The sequence below is a fragment of the Bacteroides sp. 1001302B_160321_D4 genome, from assembly GCF_015667765.1.
Taxonomy (GTDB): domain Bacteria; phylum Bacteroidota; class Bacteroidia; order Bacteroidales; family Bacteroidaceae; genus Bacteroides; species Bacteroides xylanisolvens.
Window position 1 is genome coordinate 1 of the sequence record NZ_JADPLO010000073.1, and the last position, 26948, is coordinate 26948.

The window sequence follows — 26948 nt, forward strand, 5'->3', positions numbered from 1 at the left end:
GGTGTACGTCCGGTTCGGAGGCGAGTTTTCGGAAACCGACCATAGCAATATGGCACGGCGCTGGCTACTTAGCCTACACTTCAAATATCCCGACCTTTCCACCATCGCCTACAACCACTTGCTGAACCACATGGACGCATACAGGGTCAGGCCGAAGTTCTACGTCATCAACTTCGACGACCCGCGGCGCTCACACCGCTGCAATCCCATACACCCGGATTTCATGGAGGACATCACCGATGCCTACGAGAGTGCCTACACGATAATGCTCAATTTGAACAGGACCTGGGTGCAGAAGCAGGGCGACTTCTTTGTCGAATCTCCGATTATCCTGTTCGCCGCCGTGATATGGTTCCTCCGTATCTATCAGGACGGGAAATACTGCACCTTTCCCCATGCCATCGAGCTGCTCAACCGCCGCTACGAGGACGTGTTTCCCATTCTGACCAGCTACCCCGAACTGGAAAACTACCTTTCCCCGTTCATGGACGCATGGCAGGGCGGAGCGATGGAACAGCTCGCCGGACAGATAGCCTCGGCGAAGATTCCGCTCTCGCGCATGATTTCCCCGCAGCTCTACTGGGTCATGTCCGACAGTGAGTTCACACTCGACATCAACAACCCCGACGAGCCGAAGATTCTCTGTGTCGGCAACAATCCCGATCGCCAGAATATCTACGGGGCGGCGTTGGGGCTGTACAATTCGCGCATCGTCAAGCTCGTCAACAGGAAGGGCAGGCTCAAGTCCTCCATCATCATCGACGAGCTGCCCACGATTTACTTCAAGGGGCTGGACAACCTGATTGCCACCGCCCGAAGCAACAAGGTTTCCACCCTGCTGGGCTTTCAGGACTTTTCCCAGCTCAAGCGTGACTACGGCGACAAGGAGGCCGCCGTGGTCATGAACACCGTCGGCAACATCTTTTCCGGTCAGGTCGTGGGCGAGACCGCCAAGACCCTTTCCGAGCGTTTCGGCAAGATTCTCCAGAGGCGGCAGAGCATCACCATCAACCGCGAGGACAAGTCCACTTCCATCAATACGCAGATGGAGAGCCTTATCCCGGCAAGCAAGATTTCCACGCTCACGCAGGGCATGTTCGTGGGAGCCGTCGCCGACAACTACGACGAGCGCATCGAACAGAAGATTTTCCATTGCGAGATTGTGGTCGATGCCGAGAAAGTGAAACGTGAGGAACAGGCTTACCGGCCTATACCCGTCATCACCGACTTTACCGATGCCGATGGCAACGACCGCATGAAGGAGATGATCCAGGATAACTACAACCGTATCCGTGCCGAGGTCCGGCAGATTGTCGCCGACGAGTTGCAGCGCATACAGTCCGACCCCGAATTGCAATACCTCCTCAACGGCAGATAACCGGAAATATAGTCAGATGAAAAGAGAAAATCCGTAGCACGTACAGCCTTTCCCTGTCGTGTTACGGATTTTCCTTTTTTGTCTGTTTCCGTTATAAATAAAAAACGCCCCCAAGCATGCTGCCTTTCGGCTTGCTTGGGAGGGCTATTGTCTTTTAGTTAATACTGTCTGTTTTTATTTTAATTATCATCTCCGGAATCTTTTGTTTTCTCATCTTCATCCATCATTTCCATTATTCCGGTTTCAAAAATCTCTTCCAAAGAATGTTTTTTAAGGATTTCCTGATATTTGTCATAAAAATCATCGTCAAGCCCTATATAGACAATGTTCTGATGCAATTTATCCATTGATTCAATATGTTCATGAAGCTTGCAATCTTTATCCTTGCAATCTTTTACTATATCCCTTACCAGTTCAAGTTTCTTCAACAACTCGTCATATTGGGACACTGCTTTTTGTGTAGGCTGTACCTGATAATCGTTCTTTTTGGATGGCTGTATATTGTGTTTGGGGTCAAGAAGTACTATATGGAATATGGAAGAATCCCTGTCTATATATCCTACGATACGACCTGTACTTGTAGATATTGCAATTTGCATCATAGGAAAATCCTCTTCATTATCAAGTATTTCCTTCGGTAGCCAGTTGAGATCTTTACGTTGGATAGGTACATTCTTTGCATTCCAGTCTATCGGATGACATCGCAAAGCCTTGCTTCCTTTGTTATCTTCCAGTATTTCCTGCAAGGTCATGTTCCCAAGAGTTTGAAGCCTTTCCAATAGTCCGATATGCCATTCTTTTGAACATTCATCAAGTTCGAAATGTTTTATCTGCTTAAAAAAAGAAAAGGAAAACATCAGTTTCCTTTTCTTTATATCTTTTTCCTGACTGGCGGTAACAAGTGACTTATTACCATATTTAGGTGTATCAAGAGTTAATTTCTTCCCACTTTTTCCCATAATAGTCCATCATAAGTTCTGGAGCAATAATTTTGTCACAACGCTCGTTCACACCAAGGTCACCTCTTGTTTCAAGCCAAGGCTTTTCATTGTGTGATAATCTTTCCAGCTCAGCACCACTGTATTTCAAATAATTTTCAAGAATGAAATCTATAAACTCAGTATCTTCGTCTGAGAATTTCACTTCTTTATTCTTACAGTCAGCGATATTGATTTCTGAATACAGATATTTGGTTGGACTGAATCGGTCATAGATAGCTCTGTTTACAGGACCATGAATCCAAGCCTCGAACTCACCTTCAAACATTGGTTTCTTATTTATACCATAGGACCATGCCTGAACATAATACAATAACTTCTGCAGCTTCAAGTTGATTAAAGAAGCTGTTTCATCCTCAGATTTTACTTTCAGGATAATATAATCAGCGACATCATGTATTGAGTTCATATTTATATGATTTTATATTTTTTGCAAAAGTAGAGGTTTTTCCCCTAATTTACAAATAAATCTTTGATTTTTAAGCCCTTTTATTTTTTTACCGCCTCTTCCGTTCCGCCTCCTCGTCCCGCATCATCCTGCGGTTCAGCCGTTCCGCCGCTCTGTCAAAGAAATACGTCCGGCTCTCGTTCTTCCGCCGCTTGATGTCCGCATAGGTGTTGTAGCACTGGTTCTCCTTTATCTCCACACCGAACATGCGGCAGAATCTCGCCAGCAGCTCCTTGATGCCCGTTTCCCCTCCGTTGATGAGCTTCATTTCGTCCAGACCGTAAATCAGTTCCACCAGCTCGGCCGTGCTTCCCGTCCACTGCATCGCTGCGGCTTCGTCCTGCCTTTGGTTTGTCTTTTCGCCTCCGTCAAAGGCTCCGCCCCGATGCAGCCCTACCTGATAATATTTCAGTATCTTGCGCACGAACGACAGCGCCTTTCTCACATACATGCTGCGGCTGGAGTCCGTCTCCTGCATGGCATCGTGATATTGCAGTTCCGTTTCCGCATAGCTCAGTGCGAAAACAGTCCGGCAGACACTTTCCCTTTCCTTGCACAGGGATACGACTGTGGTCGTAAACTCGTTGTATGCGGTTCCCAGTCCGGTAGAGCCGGGGTTGTCTATCAGACGGAAGAAGTCTGTTTCTGTCAATATGAGGTGTTCCATTTTCTTTCAGTTTTATGTTATTACACTTGGTTTGAAGTGTGCGCACATAAAACTATGGGACAAATAGCGGTCCTGTGGGAGCGTTTTTCTTTTCGTATGAATATATCACACTGATATTCAGTGAAATATTTGCTGAAAATATTTTTTGGAACTTTTCCCGACGCCTCATTTTTTGTTCAGAATCTGAACGTACGTTCACTTTTTGAACGTCCCGGACGTTCATTTTCCGAACGTCACCACCCGTTGGCGGGGTGTTTTCCGTCCGTAGGCTATCCGTACCATGCCGTCCTTCCATTGTCTGCTTCCCGTGCATGTCCATTCGCTTTCGGGCAGCGACGACTGGAACAGCCTGCTGCCGTTTCCCGCAATGACGGGAACCATGTAGAGGATGATTTCATCCACAAGCCGCATCCGTATCATGCCGTTGATGATACCTGCTGTCTTTTCGGTTGCTTCTATCAGATAGTTCAGGGAATCGCCGGTGTTTTCCATCCGGTTGGAGAGGAGTGTAAGCGACGTGTCTTCTGTCAGGACGCAGGTGGCAGCCTCTTTCAGCGCACCTATCCCGTACTGGTCGGAACCAAGCCATCGCCCGGACAGACCGGTTGTTTCTGCCGGACAGCCGTCCATCGTCAGGACGGCGAGTAATCGGACTTTTGCCATAGCGGTCATTCTGTTGCGACCGGAAGCCGTAAAATAAAAAATAGCGTGCAATACACGTTATCTCTAATGGAGGCTCTGGTAAAGCCTATCGGGAGATATACGCGAATGCACGCTATGCCAAGGCATAGCATAAGCATCACGCAATCGCTCCCGATGTCGAAATTTACCAGATTTCCATTAGAACGCCTTGCGGTCTTATTCTATACTATATCTTAGTCGGTACGGGAAACCGTGTTTCTCAGTACCGTTTTTCTCCTATGTTCATGCAAAGATAGGATTTTCAGTCGAGATTTTCTCATTTTTCGCTCTTTTTCTGCATGATACCGTATTCTTTCATCTTGTTGTACAGGGTCGTGCGGCTGATACCCAGCAGTCCGGCAGTCATTTCGCGGTTCCCGTCCGCCTGTGCCAGCGCCCGCACGATGCGTTCCCTTTCCTCATTCCCGTCTTTCAGCAGCAGGGAACTGCCTGCCTGTGCCATACTTTCCGCTTCCAGCCTGTCGGCTCCTATCAGCCTTCCTTCCGTCAGCAGGACGGCGGAACGCACCGTCTGTTTCAGTTCCCTCACATTTCCTGCCCACATCCGCCTCATGAGTTCCTTTTCCGCCTCCTTGTCGAATCCTTCCGTATGCCGTCCCAGTTCCTCGTTGGCAAGCTCCCGGAAAAACTCCGCAAGGGGCAGTATGTCCTCCCGGCATTCCCGCAGCGGCGGTATCTTGATGACAAACTCCTTCAGGCGGTGATACAGGTCCCGCCGGAAACGTCCTTCCTCCACTGCCTTCTCCAGATTCTCGTTGGTCGCCGCCACGATGCGCACATCCGCTTTCCGTTCGCGGGTGCAGCCCGTCGGACGGTAGCATTTGGTCTGCAGCGCACGCAGCAGTTTCTGCTGTACCTCAGCGGGCAGGTTGCCCACCTCGTCCAGAAACAGCGTGCCGCCGTCAGCCTCTGCCATGCAGCCCTTCTTTCCGGTTGTGGCTCCCGTAAACGCGCCTTTCTCGTATCCGAACAGCTCGGATGCCGCCAGCTCCCGTGTCAGCATACCGCAGTCTATCGCGACAAACGGACCTTTCTGCCGGGTACTCTGCGCATGTATCTTTTCTGCTACGTGTTCCTTGCCAGTGCCGTTCTCTCCAAGTATCAGCACACCTATGTCCGTCGGGGCTACCAGTGAGATACGCCGGTCGATGGTCCGGAATGCAGCACTTCTGCGCTCCAGTATGGGCATGGTATGCCTTCTTTCCGATTTGCGTATCAGCTCACCTATCCTCGGAAGCAGCTTTTCCTGCAGCAGGGTCTTGGGGATATAGTCCTCGGCTCCCAGCCTCATGGAGCTGACCGCCGACGCGACCTGCGCATAGTCGGTCATGATGACAAACGGGTTTCTGATACCCGCTTCCCGCATCCGCACCAGCACTTCCGTACATTCCCCGTCGGGCAGACGCAGGTCCGACACGATGATGTCCCCATCGTCCAGTTCCTCCAGCAGCCTCCGTGCCCCGGCACAGTCGTATGCCGTGCGGGTCTTGTAGCCTGCCTTCTCCAGCATTCCGCAGACATGGTCGCGAAATACCGGGTTGTCTTCTATCACTATTATTCTTCCCATACCGTTTTCTCCATTTCCTTTCGGGCGAGCCGGATAATCGTTTCGCCCTGACCGGTTACCTTTCCGGCATACTCCCTGATTTCTTCTGCCGTCCCGTTTCCGTGGAGCACGTCATACAGCTCCTGCAGCGGCCCTTCGGCATGTATCAGCATCCACGAGCTGCGGATATGGTGTATCCAGTAGTCCAGCCTGTCCCTATCACACCTTTCCGCTTCCTCCCGTATGGCGGCCATTTCCTTCTCCGTCTCCCTGACCAGACATTCCAGCCTCTGCCGCTTGTCGCCGTATGCGAACAGCGGACCGAGGTCTATGCGTGGGGTGCTGTCCTCACCGATGCATTCTTCCGCAGCTGCCAGCAGTTCGTCGATGGAGAACGGCTTGTACAGCACCGAGCCGAAGCCCGCACCTGCCAGCTCCTCTTTCGTGATGCTTTTCGAGCCGGTCACCACCATCACGGGGATGGTGCGTGAGTTGCCTATGTCCGACGTGCGGAGCAGTTCTAACACCTCGTAGCCGCTTGCGTCCTGCATTTTCAGGTCCGTGGTCAGCAGGTCATAGTGTCCCTCGCGCAGCTTCTCCGCCATTTCCCCCGTGCTCGTGCAGGTGTCGCAGTGCACCCCGTTCTGCACGAATATGTCGTGTATCATCCCCAGTATGATGCTGTCGTTGTCCAGCGACAACACCGAACATCCGCCCAGTCTTGTCCGCCTCGCTGCTGCCTTGCGGACTGTTTCTCCGACTTTCTCCGCCTGGGGCAGCGGCAGCACCACGCTGAAGCGGCTGCCCGTGTTCCGTATGTTCTCCACCGATATGCTGCCCTCCATCAGTTCCGCAAGGCTTTTCACTATCGACAGTCCCAGCCCGAATCCGTCCTGCGTGGCGGCATTGCTCAGCCGCTCGAACGGCTTGAATATCTGTTCCCGTTTGTCCTTGTCTATTCCTCCTCCGGTATCTTCCACCGCAAGCGTGAATTTCCCTCCGGCATACAGGGCGGTCAGTGTCACGCCCCCGCGTTCCGTAAACTTCAGTGCGTTCGACAGCAGGTTGCTGCCGATACGCAGTATCAGGTTTCTGTCGCCCATGACCACCTCGTCAGCGGCGTTGTTCACTTTGAACTCCAGCCGTTTCTCTTCCATCCGTGCGGCAAACTCCGTTTCCAGCGTTTCCGCCACTCCCGCCAGTCTGAACGGCTTCACCCTGACGGTCTCCTTTCCGTTGTCTATGCGGTAGTAGTCCAGCAGGTTCTCCATCAGTGACCCCATACGCTCTGCCGACTGCCGTATATGCTCCGCGTGCAGCGCCGTTGTCTCCCGGTTCCCGTCCTTCAGTATCAGTTCCGCATTGCCGCGTATGGCGGTCAACGGTGAGCGCAGGTCGTGCGTCACCGTCTGCATGATGTTCTGTCTGCTTTTTATCAGCTCTTCATTCTCCCGGACCGACCGGCGCAGGGTCTCTATCAGTTCCTCGCGCTGTTTTCTGTCTCTGGTTCGGCGGCGGATGTCCCTCCGGACTACTGCATACAGCAGCACCGCACACAGGATACCTGCCGCCGATATGCCGCATATCAGTACGAATGCCGTTTCTCTCAGTTCCGCCACCCGCATGTGCCTTTCTTCCATGCGTTCCGTCTCGTCCTGTCCGATTTCCCGTATCAGCCTCGAAAGGTTCCGGTTCAGTATGCTGTTGCGTATTTTCAGTGAGTCCGACAGATGGGAGAATGCCTGTTCCTGCTCTGCCAGTGCCGTACGCATCTCTTCCTCAAACCGCCGCATCTCCGCAATGTGCCGGGTGTTGGGTGTCGTGCTTACCCGTGTGGTCGTGCGTGCCGGTTCTTCTTTCTTTTTCTTGCGGAACAGGCCGAACAGCCCGCCCCGTTTCTTTTCCTCTTCCGGTTCGGTGCGTTCCGTCACTGTCGTTGTCCGTACCGATGCCGTCTGCTCCAGTCCGGGCAGGTGGCGTTCCAGCAGGCTGTCCATGCGGTACGCCGTGGTCGGCATATCCACCATCCGCTCGATCAGCCTGCGTTTCTCGTGCAGCAGCCTTACTACCGTATCTATCCTTGCCGTCTGTGCCGGTTCTCCGTAGTAGCCTTTCAGCCGGTCTATCACCTCCATCGTGTGCGATTCCCGCCGGTCGTATGTATCCATGTCCGAGTCGTCCCACAGCATTGCGCGGTCATTGTCCAGAAACAGTGTGATCAGTCCCCGGTATGCTTCGCTGGCGGCAGCACGCTGCATGAGCAGGCTGCGTTCCTCTGCCTCTGCCTGCTCAAATACCTGCTTTTCGTGCCATACAGCCGTGATGATGCCCAGTACGAGCAGTCCCAGTATGAGATAGCCCGACAGGATTTTCAGGTGGAGGGATTCCTTCCATCTTGAAAATGTATTGTTGTATATTAACATTAATTCTTATTCACAACTATGTTTTACGATATTTATTATAAACATAAAGAATAGAGTAAATCATCTAATCTTATTTTTGATATAATATAACTAAAATACCAATTAATGTCCGAATCGTGATGTATCCACTCCTTTCACTTCCTGTTTTTTATATCCTCCGAAACGGTATGTGAGGTTCAGAGATATGGTACGGGTGTAGAATCCGGTATTCATGTCCAAATGTTGTCCCTTGAAGCGAACCTTCATATCCGGCATACTGGAGTTGAATATATCGCTGCAACGTGCTGTAAGCGAGAATTTATCTTTGGCAAAGTTCCATTTCACTCCTGCTGTAAGATTGAATGAACTGGCGAGATCCAGTGTTCCCTGAATGAAAGGTGTCTGTATGTTTCCTGTCAATTCCAAGGATAGATTCTTGCCTACTTTGAAGGTATTGTCAAGTGTTCCGACAAACATCCATTTCTTGCGGTCAAAAGGCACGTCAAAAAACTGGTCGCATTTTTGTCGTGCCTGCATACCAACAAGTGTGAGCCTTGCGTCGTACCAATTTCCAATGCTGAAAGGCAGAATGATATTTGTACCTATCATACGCATATAATTCCAGTTGGTGTTCTTGTATATTAATGCCAGACGGTCGGTCGCTTGGTAGGGAGATTGAGCAAAGTAATCGGACGTATGTGTGTAGAACAGTCCGAAAATATATTTTTGTTTCAGAATGTATGTACCGTTCAGGTTATAGTTGGTCATGGGGCGCAATCCCGGAGTCCCCTGAAGTTCGGAATATCCGTTCAGATATGTAACGGATGACTGCATATCCCAGTAACCCGGATAAGTTTTGTCTGTTGATAAAGACAGTTGAAAGATATGTTTCGGGCTTTTTAGGTATGTCAGTGAAGCTTGCGGATAAATAGCCCATTTGTGATAGTTATCAATAGCGTAATATTCTCCTGTAGCAGAAATAGAAAACGAAGTGCCGGTTGTCCAGTTTTTATTCAGTGAAAAATAAAAACTGGCTGTCTGTTCATTAAGTTTGGCTTCTGTATTTTCGGTTTGTATATTACCTGTTACATTATTATATGTTTGAAAATCATAATCTTTCGCATAACGATAGGCTACTCCGTAACCGATGCCCCAGTTGTTTGTCAGATTATGTTTCTGGTCTGCATAAATTGAATAGCGGTCTATTAGCTGGCCACCAGTCAGTGTGTATGAGTTTTCGTTTTTATCAGATAGTTGCGTGAACATGGTCTGGTTATTGTCTGAAGTGTAACGTGTGTAATCACCGCCTATTTCCAGACCGATACCAGAACTGTATTGCACTGTTATATTGTTCATCTTATTGTCCGTAAACTTATCAAGGTTGGACTGCTGGAAACTTCCGTCTGCTATACTGCGGTTATGTCCGTCAGGAGTAAAACTTCCCGTGTAGGTTACATTCAGATGATTCTTTTCGTTGATGTTATATACCAAAGCAGTTCTCACATTGTGCATCCAGCTTTTGGAACTCAGTTTCTCTTCCTGTGTTATTTCATATACATTGTCGTTAAAGGTGTGTCTGGAGAACAGTTCTGTATATTCTATAGTTTTTACATTGTCTGCTCCATACATTACATCTAAAGTGAATTTTGGAGTAGAGAAACGGATATTCCCGTTTGCACCGCCACTGTTGAAATATCTGTTCTGATAATAAGTATTCAATTCTCCTTGAAATGAATAATCATTAGAGCGTTTCATCACCACATTGATTACAGCTCCACGAACATGGAGTTCAGGAGGGGCACTGTACATGACTTCAGCCTTCTCGACACGATCCAACGGCGTATTGCGTAACAATATTTCCAACTGCTCTGCTGTCATGGTTGTAGGCTTACCATTCATCACAATGGTAAGAGAACTTGCTCCAGCGAGAGAAAGTATTCCGCTACTCTCCTGCACACCCGGGAGTTTGGCTATAGCCTCGTATGCATTGTTTACTACTTGTTTTTCAGAGAGCACTGAAAGGTTATAGCCAAGCCGTCCGTTTTCTACTTTGACTAATGGTTTTTCTCCCTTAATAACCACTTCCTCCAAATTATAGTCTTGTGCTTCCAAAATAATAATACCGACATCACGCGCCTGACTCTTAACTTGTCTGGTCTGATAAAGCAGATGCTGGACGATTAGCTGATAATTCTCCGGCTCGGGTTCAAGCATGAATGTACCGTCAGCTGCAGATATGGCTGCACCCAAATAAGTAGAATCAGGCAACTGCATGACAATGGTAGCACCTTCAACCGGATGCTTATTTGTATCTACTACTTTCCCTATTGTCTGACTAAAAACAGGAAACGAAAGCCCTACACATATCAAGGTACATATTACAAATCTTTTACAAATCATTTTTAGATAATTGTTATAGTAATGCTAATATTATTTTAATTCCTTCAACTTCATTCCAGTCAGAATAATATTGTACATTTAATTCCGCCCATCAATTCCCACCTTTTTTGTATTATATTATACTGATAGCTCATTTGAGGACCAATCACAATATTATTTTTCAGCTTAAATGATAATCCTACTCCTATGGTATAAGGGGCAGAATTTGTAGGAAGTATTGGATTCTGTAATCTGTCTATAGTATAGCTTCCAGACATATTGAATTGCAACTTACCGTTCAATGGGTAAGATAACTGCGTATTTCGCTGTAAATATTTCGTATAACTATCTGAATCTATATTACTGTCAATTGTAAACTTATTATATTTTAAATATTCGCTTTTTAAATTAAAAAGCTTAATTGTAATGTGCTCCTTAAAGATATGTTCCATATTTATGGTTTGAAATTTCGGCATTACTAAATCATATGATTTTATACCCAATATGAAATCGTTCCAAGAACTGCGATCTTCCTTTATAAGTTCACAATTAAAGCTTCTCTCCAGTTCATTTTTTAAATCGCTGTTTATGATGATAGGCTTTTCACTTTCCAATATTTTAGACAGATGAATGGAATCTTCTTTTGTCCATACAGTTTGTGCACAAAGAAGATTCGAAAAAAAACAGAAGGCAATAAATATCACAAAATCATTGTGTAAAAACAATTTAAACTCACAAAAAAAATGAATGATATTCATATCATAATACCTTTCCGTTTTTGATGTACCTTTATATGATTCTGTTCTCACATTTTTATTAGATTAATACCATACAATCATGGTTATTCTATCATTACAGCGAATTATATAGGAAGCGCAGCAAGAAATATACAGAAACCTATTTCTAAGGATAAACGAATAAATTTTCCTTATTATCTTTGTTGGTTTCCAGTAATTTCATAACCATTATTTTTTGTACCTATCTTAACATATTGTTCTCATAATTATAGGCAAAGCTCATAATGCTATATACTCTTTTATTAACTTTCACTTCTTTCGGTATTATAAGATAGTTTCATTATGACTTTTTATCACTTCTGTTTATATGTTTCTTTGGTCATAATTCCTGTTCCAGCTTCTTCCCGAGAATCTGCCTCCTTATAAAAAATCCAATGATGTATTACATAACCCTCATAGAATGAAGTATATGCCTGCTGAAAGTTCCATCCTTTCTCCGACATATAATTTGCAGCATCTACCATACTGTTGAAGTCTATTTCCTTACCATTCTCATCCACCAGTTTCTGCTTGCCTTTAAGACCGTTCCATATAGAGTACACAGGACTCTCACCAAAGTCAAAAACAATCTTCAGGCCAGCTGATAAAGTTTTGCTTGTTCCTTTAATCTCACAAAAATATTTTCTTGCTTCCAGTTGAACAGGGATAAAGCATAAAAATCCCAAACATAAGAAAATTAACCGTTTCATAATTTTAAGTTTTTATTATTTGTAAAATAAGTCATTCCAAAATCAGAAAAGCCGTATATCAAAATAGATTATATCTTTTGCAAAAGTACTGACCTAAATCGGCGCAGTTCTCAAACTAGTTTGAGAAATTCAGACAAAATTATATTCCACCTTTTTCTGAGGACTATGTTTCTATATTTTCTTCCCTCCTTTGATCCTTCAAGAAAACTTTTCAAATGACTTCTAAGATGAATCATTGCTTTTCTCTTATCAACTTTATCAATGACCGTGTAGAAGACTATGCCTACTAAATATAACCATATACTACCCATACTTTAATTATACGTTGATTTTTGAAATGTAAAGTACAGAAGAAAAAAGAAAAAGGCCTTGAAATATTTCAAGACCTTTCTCACTAAACATTAAAATAATTAAACTATTTCCTCAGTTTCAGGAGTATATGACTGACAGTTTCAGGAGTAACCCCCAAAAATGAAGCAATGTTTTTCAAAGGAACTGCTTCTTTCAGGTTTGGACAACGCTCCATCAGTCTTTTGTACCGTATTTCAGGGCTGCAATACGAATCGATCAACCGTTCATATACCATTTCATATAGATTTTCAGCTACGCATCTTCCAAACCGTTGGGTTTCCATATTCGTTTCCCAATATTCAATCATATCATGGTGTGATATTTCATAAACGGAGCAATCAGTTATTGCTTGAATGCTTACCAATGACAAGCTGCCTTTCATAAATGAGGAATAGTCACATACATATTCATTTGTAAACGAATACCCTACAATGTGTTCTTCTCCCTCTTCGTCAATATGGGTATATTGAAAGGTTCCATCTTCTACCCATCCCGCAAAACGCTTTTTTTCATGCTGACGGATAAAAAAATCTCCTTTACGATAAGTATGCACTTTCCCTTTCCTTTCGCATAAATCTTTAATAAAAGAATAGTCTAAGTCATTTAGGTATGTATTGAACTCGTTCATCTGATAAAATCATTTGTTCTCAAAAGTAATTTCTTTACGTATACGGCTGAGATAGGTTGGTGTAATATTCAAATAAGAGGCGATTTCTTTAATCGATATATTTTGAAGAATATCAGGACATCTTTTCAATAAAGCAATATAGCGTTCTTTGGGTGATAAACGGTGTGTATTCAGATACTCCGTATAACAATTATGGAACAATGAATCTGAAAATAGCTGATGTAGTTCTCTGTTTTCATTGAATATTTTATAAACTATTTCACGGTCACATACCAAAACCTCCACATTTGTTGCAGCAACAATACTGGTCATACATGGTATTTTTTTTGTAGTACTTAAATAATCACCTACAAACGTTCCTGGCAGTACTAAACCGGTTATATGTTCGTTACCCTTTGAATCTGTTACGACATATTTAAAATATCCTTCTTTCACGATTCCCATATATCGTATAACATCCCCCTGTTGCACAAAGAATTCTCCTTTTTTGTAATGACACAGTTTACCGTTTTTAGCACAAATCTCATGCCAAAATTCCATGTCTAATTTGTCTACAAAAGAATTAAAATTGGCCATTTCTACAATTCAATTATCAATAGAACAACTATCTGCAAAGATACATATTACATACTAATAAATTAGTATAACAGCAAGTATAATAGACTATTAAAAATAATTATTACATGTTTAGACATATAAAATAAGTACTATATATTTTCGTAATTTAACATAACAAAAAAAGAGTCCTATTAAATGTATAGATAATAAGACTCTTATTTGTTGTTCTTAAAAGCAATAAATATCCGATTATGAATTTTTGTTTATTTTATCATATTTATCATATCAATCTATCTATGAAAAATCAGAAAATTTATCCATAATAATTGTTGAATTTATAGCTTCATGCCCTTCGGTTCCGTCAGCCCCGGTCTTCCGATAACCAGATGGCTGCGCACGAAGTCCACGTGCGGGCTTTCCGGCTGCTGTTCCGTCTGTTTCTTCTCGCTGCCTTGCCGGTTCTCTTCCGTACTTTCCGGCGTCGGCGGAGCCAGCTCCAGCTGTATCTTGCGGTCCAGTGCGGCGAGTTCGGACTTCAGTTGTTTCAGCTCGTCCTCCTTCTTCCATGTCTTTCCGGCAATCTCCTTCAACTGCGGGATTTCCCGCTCCAGCACCTCGTTCTTCTTCCTGTACTGGTCGATGATACCCGGTATCCTCTCCAGTGCGTTCAGAAAATTCATGGCGGCGGCGTGTGTGTCAGCCATCGCCAGATGCCCGTTGTTGTAGCTGTACCTGTAGTTGCCCGCCGCCACAAATCGGTTGTCGCAGAACTCCAGCCCGTCTTTGAGTGTCCTTTCGCTGACCACCTCGATGGGGAAGCCGTACAGTTCGCCCACTCGCTTATACTGTCCGCCGGTCGTGGCATTCCTGGCTATCTCCTGCAGACGCTTGCCGATTGTCTTCTCGTCGGTGGAATCCAGCCCGTCAATCCTGAGCAGGTTCAGCCGGTTGCCTTCCTGGTCTGTCCGGGCGGCAGCGGTGAATTTCTCCCAGTCCTCCGTCATGGCGGCTATGGTGGCCTGGTTGTTCCTCAGTTCTCCGGTCTTTCCCTCCAGTTTCAGTTCGGACTCGCGCTTGCCCTTGCTGAAAGACTTGCGTTCACCCTCCAGCGAGGCAATCTTCTTCTCCAGCTTCGCCTTGTCCAGCAGGTCGGTGTTTCCCGACAGTATCGCCATGTATTCCGAAAAATTCATGCCCGACTTCTCGTCCATCGCTCCCTCGTCTATGGTTCTCGCGCCCATCGCGCCGCTCTTCAGCTGACTGATGAACGTCTGCTTGCAGTGCAGCAGGTTGAACTTGTACGAGTCCAGCGATTTTTCCACCGCATAGATGATGACATCCACCCGGTTGTCGGCGTACAGCTTCGCTATCTCGTTGCCTTTTCTCACCGCCCGTCCGTCACGCTGGGCGAGGTCGGACGGACGCCACGGCGTGTCCAGGTGGTGGATGGCCACCGCCCTGCGCTGGGCGTTCACGCCCGTGCCGAGCATCGAGGTCGAGCCGAACAGCACACGCACATATCCCTCGTTCATCGCTTCGATCACCGCTTTCCTTGACTTCTCGCTCTTGCATTCCTGTATGAAGCGTATCTCGTGTGCCGGTATGCCGTGGTCTTCCACCAGCTTGCGCTTTATCTCGGTATATACGCTCCATTGTCCCGACTGGTACGTCCCCAGGTCCGAAAACACGAACTGCGTTCCTTTCTGTGCATCATACCTGCGGTAGTATTCCGCTATCATCCTTGCGCAGTGGCTCGCTTTATTGTCCGGGTGGTCTTCATACGCCGGGTCTATCATGCGCATGTCCAGTGCCATCTTCCTTGCGTAGTCCGTGGCGATGAGCATCTTCGCCTTTTCCTCCGTTTCCGACAGCTTTCCGCGTCCCAGCAGCGTGGCGTCGCCCGTCTTGGCAAATTCCATCAGCCGTTTGATGAAATGTTCCTGGTCGGGCGTGGGAGGTATGTTGTGCAGTATCTCATTCTTGTGCGGACGGTCCACGCCCACATCCTCCGCCGTGCGGTAGTCCGTTATCTCGTTGTAGAACGCCGCCAGCTCCGGTACCTTGATGAAGTAGCGGAAGCGCTCCTTCTGCACGATGTTGTTCGTCACATTGAACTCGAAATCCGTCGTCTTCTTGGCGAAGATTGCCGCCCATGCGTCAAAGCATCGTATGTCCTGCCTTTCCAGCTCCTTCGGGCGCAGGTATTTGAAAAGCAAATACAGCTCCGTCAGCGAGTTGCTGATGGTCGTGCCCGACAGGAACGTCGCCCCCAGATCCTTTCCCGTCCGCTCCTGGATGGTGCGGATGGCAAACAGCAGGTTCAGTGCCTTTTGGCTGCCTTCCGAGTTGCCCAGACCCGCCACACGGTCATGCCTTGTGTTGAACGTCAGGTTCTTGAACTGGTGCGACTCGTCCACGAAGATATGGTCGATGCCCATCTGCCTGAAGTCCACCACATCGTCCGTCCTCGACTTTATCGCATGTTCCACCTTCTCCAGCTTGGCTTGCAGGTTGAACTTGCGTTTCTCCAGTCCCTTCAGCATCGCACGCGACACGTCCTTGCCCTGCGAGCGCAGCACTTCCAGATTTTCCTCCACCGTATCCAGCTCCGCCTGCAATATCCGCTGCTGCAGCTCCGGCGACTGCGGTATCTTCCCGAACTGGTCGTGGCTCATGATGATGCAGTCCCAGTCGTTGTTCCGTATGTCGTTGAAGAAGCGTACCCTGCCGGATGCGGCAAAATCCTTTTCCGAGGCATACAGCACTCTTGCGTTGGGATATGCCGTGCGGTAGCATTCGGCTATCTCCCTTACATTCGCCTTCAGTCCGATAATCATCGGCTTGTGCACCAGTCCCAGACGCTTCATCTCATGCGCTGCCACGCACATGATCAGCGTCTTGCCGGTTCCTACCTCGTGGTCGGCTATTCCTCCGCCGTTCTGTTTCAGCATCCAGATGCAGTCCTTCTGGCTGGGGTATAGGTCTGTGATTCCCAGTCCTTTCAGATTCAGTTCCGGAAATTTCTGGTGCGAGCCGTCATATTTCGGTCGCACGAAACAGTTGAACTTGTTGTTGTACATGTCCGTCAGCCGTTTCTTGAACTCCGGCGACTGCTCTTCCAGCCATTCCGTAAATCCGTTTCTGATTTCGTCAATCTTCGCGTTTGCCAGCTGTATGCCCTCGCTGTCCCGCACCTTTATGTCGTTCCCGTTCTCGTCCTCGCCGACCTTCTTCATCATGTCGGGGCAGGTGTTGTGCAGGGCGTGTTTCAGCAGGTGCATCCCGTCATAGTGGCGGTAGTACCCCTTCACCAGAAACTCGTCGGTGATTTTCATCGTCCTGTGGCCGCACGCCACCGAATACTCGTCAAGGCTCTCCGAGTAGCTTATCCGCACGTCCGTGTCAAACAGACGGCTCATGTAGGCGGCATACACGCCCGTGGGTATCCATCGTTCCCCGAAGTTGAAGTCCAGTTCCTCAAACGGAATCTGTTCCGGCATGGCTTCTTTCAGCGCTTCCAGCGACTCCCTTGCCTGCGGCAGCATCCCGTGCTCCCCGTGTCCGCTTATCCATTCCTCCACATCGGCGGCCTTTTGTACCACGTTCCCGGCTATGAAGCGGTCGGCTATCTCGTAGCCCTCTGCCAGCGGGTTGTAAAATACCCGTCCTTTCAGTGCTTCCAGCATGTCCGCCTGCGGCATGTCGCAGATGGATTCCATGTAGGGCAGGTTTACTCCGCCATACAGGTTCAGCGAGGCGGACAGGGCTTCCTCCGGCGAATCCGCGGCGACTGCCGTTTCCTGCGAAAAGGAAACGGGGCGGTCGAATATGTCCGCCTTCACCATCGTGCCGCCCTCGCTGCGTTCCAGTGCCAGCATGTTGCGCCCCGAAGCGTCCATCATCAGCAGCTTCACGTTCTGCTTGGCGTTCAGGCAACCGTACCGCATCACGAACTCGTCATAGTAGGTGTTCAGGTGGCGGCGCAGCATTTCATTCTCCTCGTGCTTCTCCGCTTCGTAGGCATAGAGCCGCTCGTAGGTGTTGCGCAGGTCTATGTATAGCTGTGCCTTCTGTGCCTGCATCCCGTCCATGTCCAGCGGCTGGAATGTGGCGCCGTAGCGGGTGACATCCTTCAGCACACCCACCTGGAACCGTACGCCTGCCGTGTATTCCCATGCCAGCGAGCCGTCCTTCAGGTGCGGCTCCAGTATGCCCTTGAACGGGCGCGGCGTCATTTCCTCCTCCCGTTTGCGCTGCCGCTCTTCCGGTGTCAGGGCGGCTTCCTCACGGCGCATGGCTTCTTCCACCTCCGCAATCCGGCGCTTTCTTTCCGCCTCAAATCCGTTTTCCACCGGATAGACTACCGTAGCAGTAGTATCCTGCGTTTCCGCCGTTTTCCCCGCATCGGCTTTTTCTCTTTTCGCCTCCGTTGTTCCGGCCGCTTGTCTGGCGGCGTTGGCCTCCATCTTCGTCTTTCCCAGCCGGCGCAACTCCGCACGTCGTTCCGGCGTGAGGTCCATCATCATTTCATAGAATCCGTTGATGGGCGGGTTCGTTTCCCAGTCCAGTCTGCGGTACACTTCATCTTCCGGGTCATAGGATTCTTCCGTTGCGGTGCCGGGTCCCGTCTTTTCCGTTGTCGGGACAGCCGCCTCCGTTTCGGCAGCCGTCGGCGCATCCGTTCCGCCGCGTATGATTTCGTCCATTTCGCGTGCCTCTTCCGGGGTGATGCCGGCAACCGCTTCCGCATTTCCCTTGTCCGTTGTCCTTTCCGTATCCTCCGCTGGCAGGGAGAACAGTGTCGGCTGCACGGGTTTCTTCCCTTTGTACTTTCCGCCTTTCTTCCTGTCCGGTTTCAGGCCCTGTTCAGCCATCCGTCTTTCCTCCTGCGTATAGCCGAATAGGTCATACAGGTCCATTACCGTTCCTCCCGTCTGTCTGCTTTGCGCTTCCTGCGACATGCCGGTCATCGCTTGCGCTTTCGGCTGCACACTGTTTTCTTCCCGTTTTGTCCCGTCCGCTATACCAGCAACAGAGGTGGAGTTTTCTCTTTTCACCTCCGCCCGCTCACCCTCAACCGGATGGGTATTTTCTCTTTTCGCCTCCTCCAGCTCACCCGCAGCCGAAGCGGAGTTCTCTCTTTTCACCTCCGCCCGTTCACCCTCAGCCGGATGGATATTTTCTCTTTTCGCCTCCTCCAGTTCACTCGCAACCGAAGCGGAGTTTTCTCTTTTCACCTCAATACCCTCAGTCTGTACGGCAATGTTCTGCCGCACATCCTCTTTTTCATGCCCCATGCCGTTGTAGCGTTCCATGTCCAGCCGTGCCGACAGGTCTTCCGACAGCATCCTGTACAGGTCCATGGCAATACCCTCCACACCTCCGCTGTGCGTATATACCATCGCCGGTTTTCCGTACGGGTCGGTACCCCTCTTCGCATCGGTATGTATGATACGTTCCGTGTGGTAGGCGAAATAGGCGTTGTCCGTCAGTCCGCCGTTATGTTCCGTCTGTATGATGGTCAGAACCCGTTCCTCCTGTGTCAGTCCCTTCTTTTGCAGGTCTTTTTGCAGGATGATCAGGTCGCTGCCGGCTTCCGTGCCTGCATTGTCGGTAAACAGGTTGTTGGGCAGTCGTATTGCCGATACCAGATTCGCCTTGCTGAACATCTCGTTCCTGACGGAAACCCTCGAACTGTTCAGCACCCCCTGCGAGGTGACGAACGCCACGATGCCGCCGTCACGCACCGCATCCAGACCTTTCAGAAAGAAATAGTCATGGATGGCTTTCTGTGCCGAACGTCTGCCGAAGGATGCGCTGCGGCTGAACTCCGCATCGAACACTCCGAAATCCCCGAAAGGGATATTGGAGATGGCAAGGTCAAAATGGTTCAGAAACGGCTTTTCTATTTTCTCGAACCCCTCCGTGCGTATCTTCTGCTGCGGGTACAGGCAGCCCAGCAGCTTGCCCGTCAGCAGGTCTTTCTCAAATGCCATCACCTCCGCCTGCGGATTGTTCGACAATACCGGGCTGATAAACGCGCCCATACCCGCCGACGGCTCCAGCACCAGCCTTGGGCGTACCTTGCGGTCGTGCAGCACGTCCGCTATGGTGTCCGCAATGGCCTGCGGCGTATAGAATGCCGTCAGCACCGATGCCTTCAGCGAGTCCACATACCGCCTGTACTCCGCTTCGTCCCGGCTGTTCTCCCGTATCAGACGGTGCAGCTCCACCGTCGGGGCAAACAGTTCGAGGTCTGATTTCGCCCAGTGTACGGCATCCGTCAGTTCCCTGGCGGGATTCAGTATGCACTTCAGTCCCCCGAAGCCGCAGTACCTCTCCAGCAGCGCCCGTTCCCGTGCGGTGGGCGTGCGCTGTTCCTTCTCCAGTGTGAATGCCGTCCGTATCGCCTCGATGTTTTCCCTGAGCCTCTGCTTCTTGTTAAACGCCATAAGCCTCCAGATAAAGCATTATCGCACCCGTCAGCTCCGTATAGAGCAGGTCGTGTTCGGGCGACAGGGCGAATGTGTCGTCCGTTGTGGGATAGCCGGCAAACAGGTTTTTCAGATGCGGGAATATCTCCCGGCAGAACGCCTCGCGTTCCTGTTCCTGCACCTCTTCGGAAAACTCGTTTTCCACCACCTCAAGCAGCAGTGCATAGGGGGAGAAGTGCAGCCCTTCGAGCAGGACGCGCATGGCTTCCTCCTGTGCGGCTTCCACCGTACTTCCCGCCGTCCTTTCCTTCTCGAATGTTTCCGAAGCGGCTTCCTCCCTTCCTGTAATGAATGGGGTGTCTGATACTTTGTCCGGATGATATTTTCTCAGATAGTCCAGCAGATACAGCCCGTAGTAGGACAGCTCCGCCGGAGCGGTTTTCTTGTTCTGTTTCATTTTATGATGGATTTAGTGGATTTATTGATAACTTTGCAATTAGAATTTTTATATAAAACCATATGCTTAAAGGAGATAATACAACCATTAAAGTTGTTCATGGAATCAGCGCAAGCGACATGCAGCGTATAAGAGATTTTTTACAAGGAGCCGTTTATTGCTGGTGTAAAAATCGCAAGGGAGAATGGTTCTCAGCAAGAGATTTTATCGGTGGAGATAATTATTATTGGGAACATTATCCACTTGGAGTATTGTATTTCCGTTACATAAATGCTGGCAAACCTCATGATTACGCTTTTGAGCAAGCAGCCAAAGATGCTGGACATATATTGAAAAGCGTATTATCAGATGATGACCGCATTTTTGAAACGGAGGGTGGATACACGCGCAAATATCGCTGGATGGAAGATTAGAAAAAGGCACCCGGTATCCCTCCGGGTGCCACCACTAATTGTCGTGCAAATGAGGGCAGAGTCGGACTTGTCAGAACTATGCCGAGTGCAGCCGACAATCAGTCACCACTAAATCCATGTAAATAAAAAGTACAACCAGGTTGAAACAGATTATGACATGAATCAGTGGCAAAATTACTCATTATTTTCTTCTTCCTTTCGTTTTCGTACCTTTTCTTTCGCCTTTGCTCTCCGCAAACACCAGCTTCGTATTGAACTCCGCATCAAAAGTCACCGCAGCGCTGAAGGGCTTGCCCTGCTTGCTCTTGAACCCGCCGAGCATCGCCGTCTTTCCTTCCGTCAGCAGACCGGTCATTTCCTCGTCGGTGAGTGTCTTGCCCGCTATCTGGCGGAACACGGGCAGCAGGCAGTCCGGATTGTCGCAGCGCACAACCTTGCCGTAGAACTGCATCGTGCCCGTGCCGCATTTGGGGCAGGTACAGCCCGATGCCTTGTGCCCGAAAATACGGTCACACGCAAGCAGGTCCGTGGTAATCTTGCGGGTATAGCTTTCTATGTCCCTCATAAAAGCCTCATGCGGTGTCTTTCCCTGTTCTATCTTTGCCAGTTCCGCTTCCCAGCGTCCGGTCATCTCCACATTGGCGATGTCCATTTCCTTGACAATGGAATACAGGGCAAGCCCTTTCTCCGTCGGCACCAGCGATTTCTTCACACGCACCATGTATTCCCTTCTGAGCAGCGTTTCGATGATTGCGGCACGTGTGGCGGGTGTGCCGATACCGCAGTCCTTCAGGGCCTGGCGTGCCTCCTCATCCTCCACATCGTCGCGTCCGGCGGTCTCCATCGCTGCCAGCAGCGAACTTTCCGTATGCAGCGGTTTCGGTCGGGTCATGCCCGAACTCATCGAGCATCCCGCCATCACCAGTGTGTCGCCTTCCGCCCAGTCCGGCAATGCCGTATTGCCGCTGTCCTCGCCGTACTCTCCGTACACGCCGCGCCAGCCTGCCTTGCGCACGATGCAGCCTTTCGCCTCAAATGTCAGGCCCTCGCATCTTTCGCCTGCGTCCGGCACCACCTCCGCTACTACGGTAGCCGTATCCTTCACACATTCCTCCGAAAATGCCTCTACCATGCGTCCGGCAATCATGTCGTAGATGATCTGCTCGTTCTTGTACAGGGCAAGCGGGCGGTTGGGCGTCACCAGCAGGGCATGGTGGTCAGTCACTTTCGAGGCATCCACACAACGACGGTTCAGTTCCCCCAGTTCCCCGATTTTCTCCGCAAGGGCGGAGTGTCCTGCCAGCCGTTCAAACAGCAGCGGTATTTCAGCAAACACATCTTCCGGAATATGGCGGCTCGATGTTCTCGGATAGGTGACGAGCTTCGCTTCATAGAGCTTCTGTACCAGCTCCAGCGTCTGTTCCGCCGTGAATCCGTGTTTCGTGTTCGCCTCCTTCTGCAGTGTGGTCAGGTCGTACAGTAGCGGCGGGTTCTCCACCTTCTCCTTCTTTTCCACCTTGGTGACGGTGGCGCACATCTTCGCCTTTACCTTATTGTATGATGCAGCCGCCTCTTCCTTGTCCTGCCATTTCTTTACCGAGGAGAACTTCACTACCGTATCCGTACCCGCCGGTGTCACCGAGAAATGCAGCTGGTGTACCGGTTCCGGTGTAAAGCGTCTGTTCTCCCAGTACCTCTTGCAGACCATACCCAGCGTGGGTGTCTGTACGCGTCCTACCGAATATGTGCCCCGTCCGGCGGCTACGGTCAGTGCCTGCGTGCCGTTGATGCCCACCAGCCAGTCCGCCTCGCTGCGTGCCTTTGCCGCCAGATACAGGTCGTCATATTCATGCCCGTCCTTCAGTTCCTTCAATCCCTTGCGGATGGCGGTGTCCGTAAGCGAGCTTATCCACAGGCGGCGGAAGGGCAGCGTACAGCCCGTATAGGCATACAGGTATCTGAATATCAGTTCCCCTTCGCGTGCGCAGTCCGTTGCCACTATTATGCCGTCGCTCTCGTTCCACAGTTTCGTTATCACCTTTATCTGTTTCACCGCTGCCGCGTCCGCCTTGTAGCCCTTGTCCGTCTTTACCTGGCGGGGTATCAGCATGAACTCCTCCGGTATCACCGGCAGGCTGTCCCTGCTGAATCCCTTGAAGCCGTAGCCCTCAGGCAGGGCAGGTTGTACCAGATGTCCCAGTGCCCATGTCACATGGTAGCCGTTTCCTGTATAAAATCCTTCTTCCTTTCTTGTTGCTCCGGCGATGCGTGCTATCTCACGCGCCACGCTCGGTTTTTCTGCCAATATGGTAATCATACATTTTCTGTTTTAATCATTGATACTTTTGTTCCTTGTGGAGTGGAACGGGGTACGCCGGTTATCCGTGGGATATGCGGTACATGGCGCATGAGGCCCCGTTTCAATCCGTTGTTTATTCTCTTGTAATGGATTTAGTGGTGGCACTCAGGATACCTTCATGCCTTTGCTCTTCTTCGGTTTTTCCTGCTGTTGTTTCTGGGCGTCGTCCTTCGGTGCGGTCTGTCCCTGCTGAAGCGGCTCCTTCACATGTCTGGTTGCCTCGTTCGTCTTGCCCTCGTTGTTCACCGCAAGCTGTGTACGGCTCTCGTTCGACGGGGCAACGGTCTGTGCCAGGTCAGGGTTTTCCGAATAGGTCAGCGGTCTGCCTTTCTCACGGTCGAACTTCAGGTATTTTGTGCAGGGCTGTCCCTTGTCATCCTTCGCGTTGGCGAGCACCACGACCTTGCCCGCCACATAGTCCGCCTTCTGCTGTTCCGTGAATTTGTCGTCCTTCCATTTGCCTATCGGACGTATGCTTCCGTCCTCGTTCGTCCACGAGCGGTTGCGCCGCTGTCCGTTCTCCTGATTCCCGTCTTCCTTCTGCTGCTGTCCGGTAGCATCCGGGGCTTCCGGGCTTTTCTGTTTTTTCTCCTGTCCGTTTCCGCGTCGCTGCGACTGTCCTTGCCACAGATGCTCCGGCACAAACTCCACGTCGCGCTTGTCAGCGTTCACCTGCAGCATGGCCTCGAACTTGCGCCCGCCCTTCAGTGTCACCTCCTTGGGCAGTGCCAGCCCCGCACGCAGGATTTCCTGTTCCGCCTTCGACAGTTCCGTCAGTCCGATCCGGTTCGGGATGCGCACTTTGTTCGTCGGTACGTCCACAATCTCATTCGTCAGTCGGTCTATGCTGACGTACGCCAGGCGCATCTCTCCGGTCTTCGTATCGGCAACGTTCACCAGCTTGCCCAGGTTGCCCGTCTGTTTCAGTGCCTGCTTGTCCTCGTCCGTGAATGTATAGCCGTTGTATGGCACGTCGAGTCTCGGCTCATGGCGTACGAAGTGGGGGGTAAGTTTCAGCTTTCCGTCCTCCGCTTTCTGCAACGAAAGTCGGGCTTGCAGCTCGTAGCGTTCTCCGCCCAGCACCGGTTCCACCGTCACCAGCCTTGTCTTCCCGTAGTTCATCAGGGCTTTCATGTCCTTTTCAGACAGGTTTTCCCTTTTCACCCCGAACTGTTCCAGTTCCTTCCAGTCCACATCTCTGTCCGCAATCAGGTTCGGTTTCTCCGGTTTTGCCTGCGCTTGCCCTTCCTGTGCAGGCTGCTGTCCCTGTGCCGTCTGCGTTTCCGCCGCCTGCGGCTGCTGTTCCTGATTTTTCTGTTTCATTTCTTCCATTTTCTCGTCCGTTTTCTGTTCCACATTGTTTTCTTCCGTATTTTCTCTTTTCACCTCCTCCGCAGCCTGCTGTTCCTCAGACTCCGTTTCAGCATTTTCTCTTTTCATCTCCTCCGCAGCCTGCTGTTCCTCAGTCTCCGTTTCGGCATTTTCTTTTTTCACCTCTTCCGCAGTCTGTTGTTCTTCAGTCTCCGTTTCAGCATTTTCTCTTTTCACCTCCTCCGTAGTCTGCTGTTCTTCAGTCTCCGTTTCGGAATTTTCTTTTTTCACCTCCTCCGCAACCTGCTGTTCTTCAGCCTCCGTTTCGGAATTTTCTTTTTTCGCCTCCTCAGTAGCCTGCTGTTCCTCAGCCTGCTGGTACGCCGATGTATCCACTTTGTGCGGTGCGAGCAGATCAGCGTTCGCCACAGGGTCTTTCAGCAGGTCTTTGATAACCGGAAGCAGAGCTTCCACCGTGTCCGCTGCCACCCTGTAGAAACCGAATCGTGTCGGCTCCTTACACTGGCGGTAGAAATTTCTCATGAAATTGTCTATCGCATCCCCGTGGCGGTCAAAGCGCAAAAACTCCTGCGAGTGTTCCGCCTTTGCCTGTGCCCTCTTGGGATAGCCCCTGGCATCCAGTCCGGCAACCACACTGATTTCACCCGTCTTCTCGTCGCGGACGACCAGTACATCCTCTTGCTTTTTCTTTTTCTGTTCCATTGATTGATTTTTTTATTGTTTGATGATAGTCCTGCCGGTATTCCCGTGCAGGTCTGTTTTTCTTTTTGTTCCGGTTTCCCGTTCACCTTTCAGTCCCGGTTTGCATCAGGCTCGCCATCAGCTTTCCGTTTACATCCGGTTCACCATCCACTTCCGGTTTCTCTTTTCGCCTCCGTTTTACGTGCGTTTGTCAGTCCCGGTATTCCTTCTGCCTCCTTTTTTCCCTTTCGCCGTTTTGCCCGGAGCTTTCTTTCCCGTTCCTTCCTTCACTTTCAGCACCTTTTTGCCGTCCAGCGTCACCTCTTCCATGTTCCGGCTGATAAACTCCAGCACGTCCGATTCCTTGTAGTAGGTCTTGCGGCTGATTTTCTGGTAGCGCAGTCCGTATTCGCTGCGGAACCGCTGTAGCGACCGTTTGCTCGTTCTCAGCATCTCGCACAGGTCCTGATTGTCATACAGCCGTTCTCCGTCCATGTACTTCACGCCCGCCGCTTCCTTGTTTATCAGTACCGATATGATGCTGTCCAGCCGGTCAATCCGTTCCATGAGGTGCTTCATCCATTCCTCGAACACATCCTTACCAATCCCTTCCATCATCCGCCTCCTTTCTGGTCATCAGGTAGTTATGCTTGAACTCCTCCAGCGTCTTGGGATTGCAGTGTACGATTTTCCGTCTCACGCATTCCTCCAGATCCGTCAGTCTGTACCGGCATTTGCTTCTCACCATCATGTAGGGAATAGTCTTGTCCTTTCGCATCCGTTGCAGTGTCCTCGTGCTGATTTTCAGCAAGTCCGCCGCCTCCTCGCTCGTCAGCAGGATTTCCGCTTCTTCCTTCGGCACGTTGTCTTTCTTGAAAACATAGTCCGCTATGCGGTCTATCTTCTCCATCATCGTCTTCACGACCTCATTGTCCATCGTTATTATTTCCATATCCTTCCGTATTGGTTACGCTGCAAAGGTGCGCAACTCCGCGCAGGCACAATCCATAGTATTTCCATAGTAGGGAATGATTTTCCTTATTTTTCTTCCATAATCCCCGTTTTCCCCGCATACGGGCACAAAAAAAGCGGCTCCATCCGGCACTAAAGCACGGATGAAGCCGCCTGATTCATTAACAATCTTATTTAAATTGCTTCGCTTATCAAAACTACATCTTTAGAGTCTTAACCAAATCTTTTATTTCTTTATTCAGGACCAGACAGTCATGAAAAGCACTCCAAGATTTTTTTATTAAAGGAAAGAGAATTAAAGATACAATAAACCCTAAAATAGATCTAATTACCACTTTTTGAGTATCTTCTAATCCATCAATCCATAAGAGAAAATACCCCATCACGTTATTATCAGTTTTTGAAGAAATAAAAAAACAAATGATTAAGAATACAATTAATGCGATTATCAATAATAACCAAACCAAGGTTCTTCTTTTCTTTTTAAGTGTATCTCTTTTATTTATACAAAGTTGCAACTTTTCATTTTCATTTTGTAGCTTAATTATATCCTTTTCATAATTAGCTTTTTGATTCTTATCCGATTCCAAATGCTGTTCTAAGATTGAAATACGTTGATCTTTTTCTGCCATCTTATCAGATGATTCTTTTATTTGTTTCTCTATGCTCGTAACATTTTCTTTAAGTGATTTATTATCTTGTTCAATCTTTTCAAGTTTCTCTTGTAGCTTATGTTCTGCTTTAGTCTTAACTATTT

20 protein-coding genes are annotated in these 26948 nt (G+C 49.2%); 2 read left to right on the top strand and 18 right to left on the bottom strand.

Features of this window, described 5'->3' with window-relative positions:
- Window positions 1-1378, top strand: a 1378-nt coding sequence (locus KFO40_RS21820; protein WP_248005612.1) for a TraM recognition domain-containing protein, incomplete at its 5' end; no start/stop codon positions are given.
- Window positions 1379-1557: 179 nt separating this feature from the next.
- On the opposite strand, the gene KFO40_RS21825 is transcribed toward KFO40_RS21820, so the two are convergent.
- From KFO40_RS21825 to KFO40_RS21885, 13 genes are all read right to left on the bottom strand, one after another.
- The gene (locus tag KFO40_RS21825) at window positions 1558-2337 is read right to left on the bottom strand and encodes a hypothetical protein (protein ID WP_211146793.1); all 780 of its coding nucleotides are present in this window, start codon (window positions 2335-2337) and stop codon (window positions 1558-1560) included.
- Window positions 2306-2785 (bottom strand): Panacea domain-containing protein, encoded by a 480-nt coding sequence (locus KFO40_RS21830; RefSeq protein WP_211146794.1) that lies wholly within the window; start codon window positions 2783-2785, stop codon window positions 2306-2308. Before KFO40_RS21830 ends, KFO40_RS21825 begins: the two co-directional genes overlap by 32 nt.
- A gap of 88 nt (window positions 2786-2873) precedes the next feature.
- Window positions 2874-3491, bottom strand: coding sequence for an RteC domain-containing protein (locus KFO40_RS21835; RefSeq protein WP_211146795.1), 618 nt, complete (start codon window positions 3489-3491; stop codon window positions 2874-2876).
- A 219-nt stretch (window positions 3492-3710) separates the two neighbouring features.
- Complete coding sequence (locus KFO40_RS25915) at window positions 3711-4163, bottom strand: dihydrofolate reductase family protein (RefSeq protein WP_005650177.1); 453 nt, start codon at window positions 4161-4163, stop codon at window positions 3711-3713.
- Between the two features lie 286 nt (window positions 4164-4449).
- The gene (locus tag KFO40_RS21845; RefSeq protein ID WP_211146796.1) at window positions 4450-5760 is read right to left on the bottom strand and encodes a sigma-54-dependent transcriptional regulator; all 1311 of its coding nucleotides are present in this window, start codon (window positions 5758-5760) and stop codon (window positions 4450-4452) included.
- Window positions 5748-8156, bottom strand: a complete 2409-nt coding sequence (locus tag KFO40_RS21850) for a hybrid sensor histidine kinase/response regulator (protein WP_211146804.1) — start codon at window positions 8154-8156, stop codon at window positions 5748-5750. Before KFO40_RS21850 ends, KFO40_RS21845 begins: the two co-directional genes overlap by 13 nt.
- Window positions 8157-8264: 108 nt before the next feature.
- A complete protein-coding gene (locus KFO40_RS21855) occupies window positions 8265-10541 on the bottom strand; it encodes an outer membrane beta-barrel family protein (RefSeq protein WP_211146797.1) in 2277 nt (758 codons plus the stop codon).
- A gap of 59 nt (window positions 10542-10600) precedes the next feature.
- Window positions 10601-11329, bottom strand: a complete 729-nt coding sequence (locus tag KFO40_RS21860; protein WP_244074845.1) for a hypothetical protein — start codon at window positions 11327-11329, stop codon at window positions 10601-10603.
- A 281-nt stretch (window positions 11330-11610) separates the two neighbouring features.
- Entirely contained in the window at window positions 11611-12006 is a 396-nt protein-coding gene (locus tag KFO40_RS21865) for a hypothetical protein (protein WP_211146798.1), read from the bottom strand.
- Window positions 12007-12421: 415 nt separating this feature from the next.
- Entirely contained in the window at window positions 12422-12985 is a 564-nt protein-coding gene (locus KFO40_RS21870) for a Crp/Fnr family transcriptional regulator (RefSeq protein ID WP_211146799.1), read from the bottom strand.
- 9 nt (window positions 12986-12994) lie between these two features.
- Entirely contained in the window at window positions 12995-13525 is a 531-nt protein-coding gene (locus KFO40_RS21875; RefSeq protein ID WP_248005615.1) for a Crp/Fnr family transcriptional regulator, read from the bottom strand.
- 353 nt (window positions 13526-13878) lie between these two features.
- Window positions 13879-19995, bottom strand: coding sequence for an N-6 DNA methylase (locus KFO40_RS21880; RefSeq protein ID WP_211146801.1), 6117 nt, complete (start codon window positions 19993-19995; stop codon window positions 13879-13881).
- Window positions 19985-20434: a DUF1896 family protein gene (locus tag KFO40_RS21885; RefSeq protein ID WP_118528774.1), complete on the bottom strand. Its 450-nt coding sequence runs from the start codon at window positions 20432-20434 to the stop codon at window positions 19985-19987. The genes KFO40_RS21880 and KFO40_RS21885 overlap by 11 nt, the downstream gene beginning before the upstream one ends.
- Before the next feature lie 62 nt (window positions 20435-20496).
- Here KFO40_RS21885 and KFO40_RS21890 point away from each other — a divergent pair, with 62 nt between their 5' ends.
- Window positions 20497-20847: a hypothetical protein gene (locus tag KFO40_RS21890; RefSeq protein ID WP_005650118.1), complete on the top strand. Its 351-nt coding sequence runs from the start codon at window positions 20497-20499 to the stop codon at window positions 20845-20847.
- Window positions 20848-21028: 181 nt separating this feature from the next.
- On the opposite strand, the gene KFO40_RS21895 is transcribed toward KFO40_RS21890, so the two are convergent.
- From KFO40_RS21895 to KFO40_RS21915, 5 genes are all read right to left on the bottom strand, one after another.
- Window positions 21029-23164: a type IA DNA topoisomerase gene (locus tag KFO40_RS21895; protein ID WP_211146802.1), complete on the bottom strand. Its 2136-nt coding sequence runs from the start codon at window positions 23162-23164 to the stop codon at window positions 21029-21031.
- Window positions 23165-23311: 147 nt separating this feature from the next.
- Window positions 23312-25240 (bottom strand): DUF4099 domain-containing protein, encoded by a 1929-nt coding sequence (locus KFO40_RS21900; protein ID WP_211146803.1) that lies wholly within the window; start codon window positions 25238-25240, stop codon window positions 23312-23314.
- Window positions 25241-25417: 177 nt separating this feature from the next.
- On the bottom strand, window positions 25418-25834 hold the full coding sequence (locus KFO40_RS21905) for a helix-turn-helix domain-containing protein (RefSeq protein ID WP_211146806.1): 417 nt from the start codon (window positions 25832-25834) through the stop codon (window positions 25418-25420).
- Window positions 25818-26171: a helix-turn-helix domain-containing protein gene (locus KFO40_RS21910; RefSeq protein ID WP_018709308.1), complete on the bottom strand. Its 354-nt coding sequence runs from the start codon at window positions 26169-26171 to the stop codon at window positions 25818-25820. The genes KFO40_RS21905 and KFO40_RS21910 overlap by 17 nt, the downstream gene beginning before the upstream one ends.
- Window positions 26172-26388: 217 nt before the next feature.
- Window positions 26389-26948 (bottom strand): hypothetical protein (locus KFO40_RS21915; protein ID WP_410489909.1); only part of this gene is annotated, 560 nt, incomplete at its 5' end.

What these genes read in the sequence shown, in the direction of transcription:
- KFO40_RS21865 (WP_211146798.1), bottom strand. Translation starts at nt 12,006, where the DNA reads ATGAAACGGTTAATTTTCTTATGTTTGGGATTTTTATGCTTTATCCCT.
- KFO40_RS21885 (WP_118528774.1), bottom strand. Translation starts at nt 20,434, where the DNA reads ATGAAACAGAACAAGAAAACCGCTCCGGCGGAGCTGTCCTACTACGGG.
- KFO40_RS21835 (WP_211146795.1), bottom strand. Translation starts at nt 3,491, where the DNA reads ATGGAACACCTCATATTGACAGAAACAGACTTCTTCCGTCTGATAGAC.
- KFO40_RS21830 (WP_211146794.1), bottom strand. Translation starts at nt 2,785, where the DNA reads ATGAACTCAATACATGATGTCGCTGATTATATTATCCTGAAAGTAAAA.
- KFO40_RS21875 (WP_248005615.1), bottom strand. Translation starts at nt 13,525, where the DNA reads ATGGAATTTTGGCATGAGATTTGTGCTAAAAACGGTAAACTGTGTCAT.
- KFO40_RS21880 (WP_211146801.1), bottom strand. Translation starts at nt 19,995, where the DNA reads ATGGCGTTTAACAAGAAGCAGAGGCTCAGGGAAAACATCGAGGCGATA.
- KFO40_RS21890 (WP_005650118.1), top strand. Translation starts at nt 20,497, where the DNA reads ATGCTTAAAGGAGATAATACAACCATTAAAGTTGTTCATGGAATCAGC.
- KFO40_RS21855 (WP_211146797.1), bottom strand. Translation starts at nt 10,541, where the DNA reads ATGATTTGTAAAAGATTTGTAATATGTACCTTGATATGTGTAGGGCTT.
- KFO40_RS21895 (WP_211146802.1), bottom strand. Translation starts at nt 23,164, where the DNA reads ATGATTACCATATTGGCAGAAAAACCGAGCGTGGCGCGTGAGATAGCA.
- KFO40_RS21845 (WP_211146796.1), bottom strand. Translation starts at nt 5,760, where the DNA reads ATGGGAAGAATAATAGTGATAGAAGACAACCCGGTATTTCGCGACCAT.
- KFO40_RS21910 (WP_018709308.1), bottom strand. Translation starts at nt 26,171, where the DNA reads ATGGAAATAATAACGATGGACAATGAGGTCGTGAAGACGATGATGGAG.
- KFO40_RS21905 (WP_211146806.1), bottom strand. Translation starts at nt 25,834, where the DNA reads ATGGAAGGGATTGGTAAGGATGTGTTCGAGGAATGGATGAAGCACCTC.
- KFO40_RS21825 (WP_211146793.1), bottom strand. Translation starts at nt 2,337, where the DNA reads ATGGGAAAAAGTGGGAAGAAATTAACTCTTGATACACCTAAATATGGT.
- KFO40_RS21870 (WP_211146799.1), bottom strand. Translation starts at nt 12,985, where the DNA reads ATGAACGAGTTCAATACATACCTAAATGACTTAGACTATTCTTTTATT.
- KFO40_RS25915 (WP_005650177.1), bottom strand. Translation starts at nt 4,163, where the DNA reads ATGACCGCTATGGCAAAAGTCCGATTACTCGCCGTCCTGACGATGGAC.
- KFO40_RS21900 (WP_211146803.1), bottom strand. Translation starts at nt 25,240, where the DNA reads ATGGAACAGAAAAAGAAAAAGCAAGAGGATGTACTGGTCGTCCGCGAC.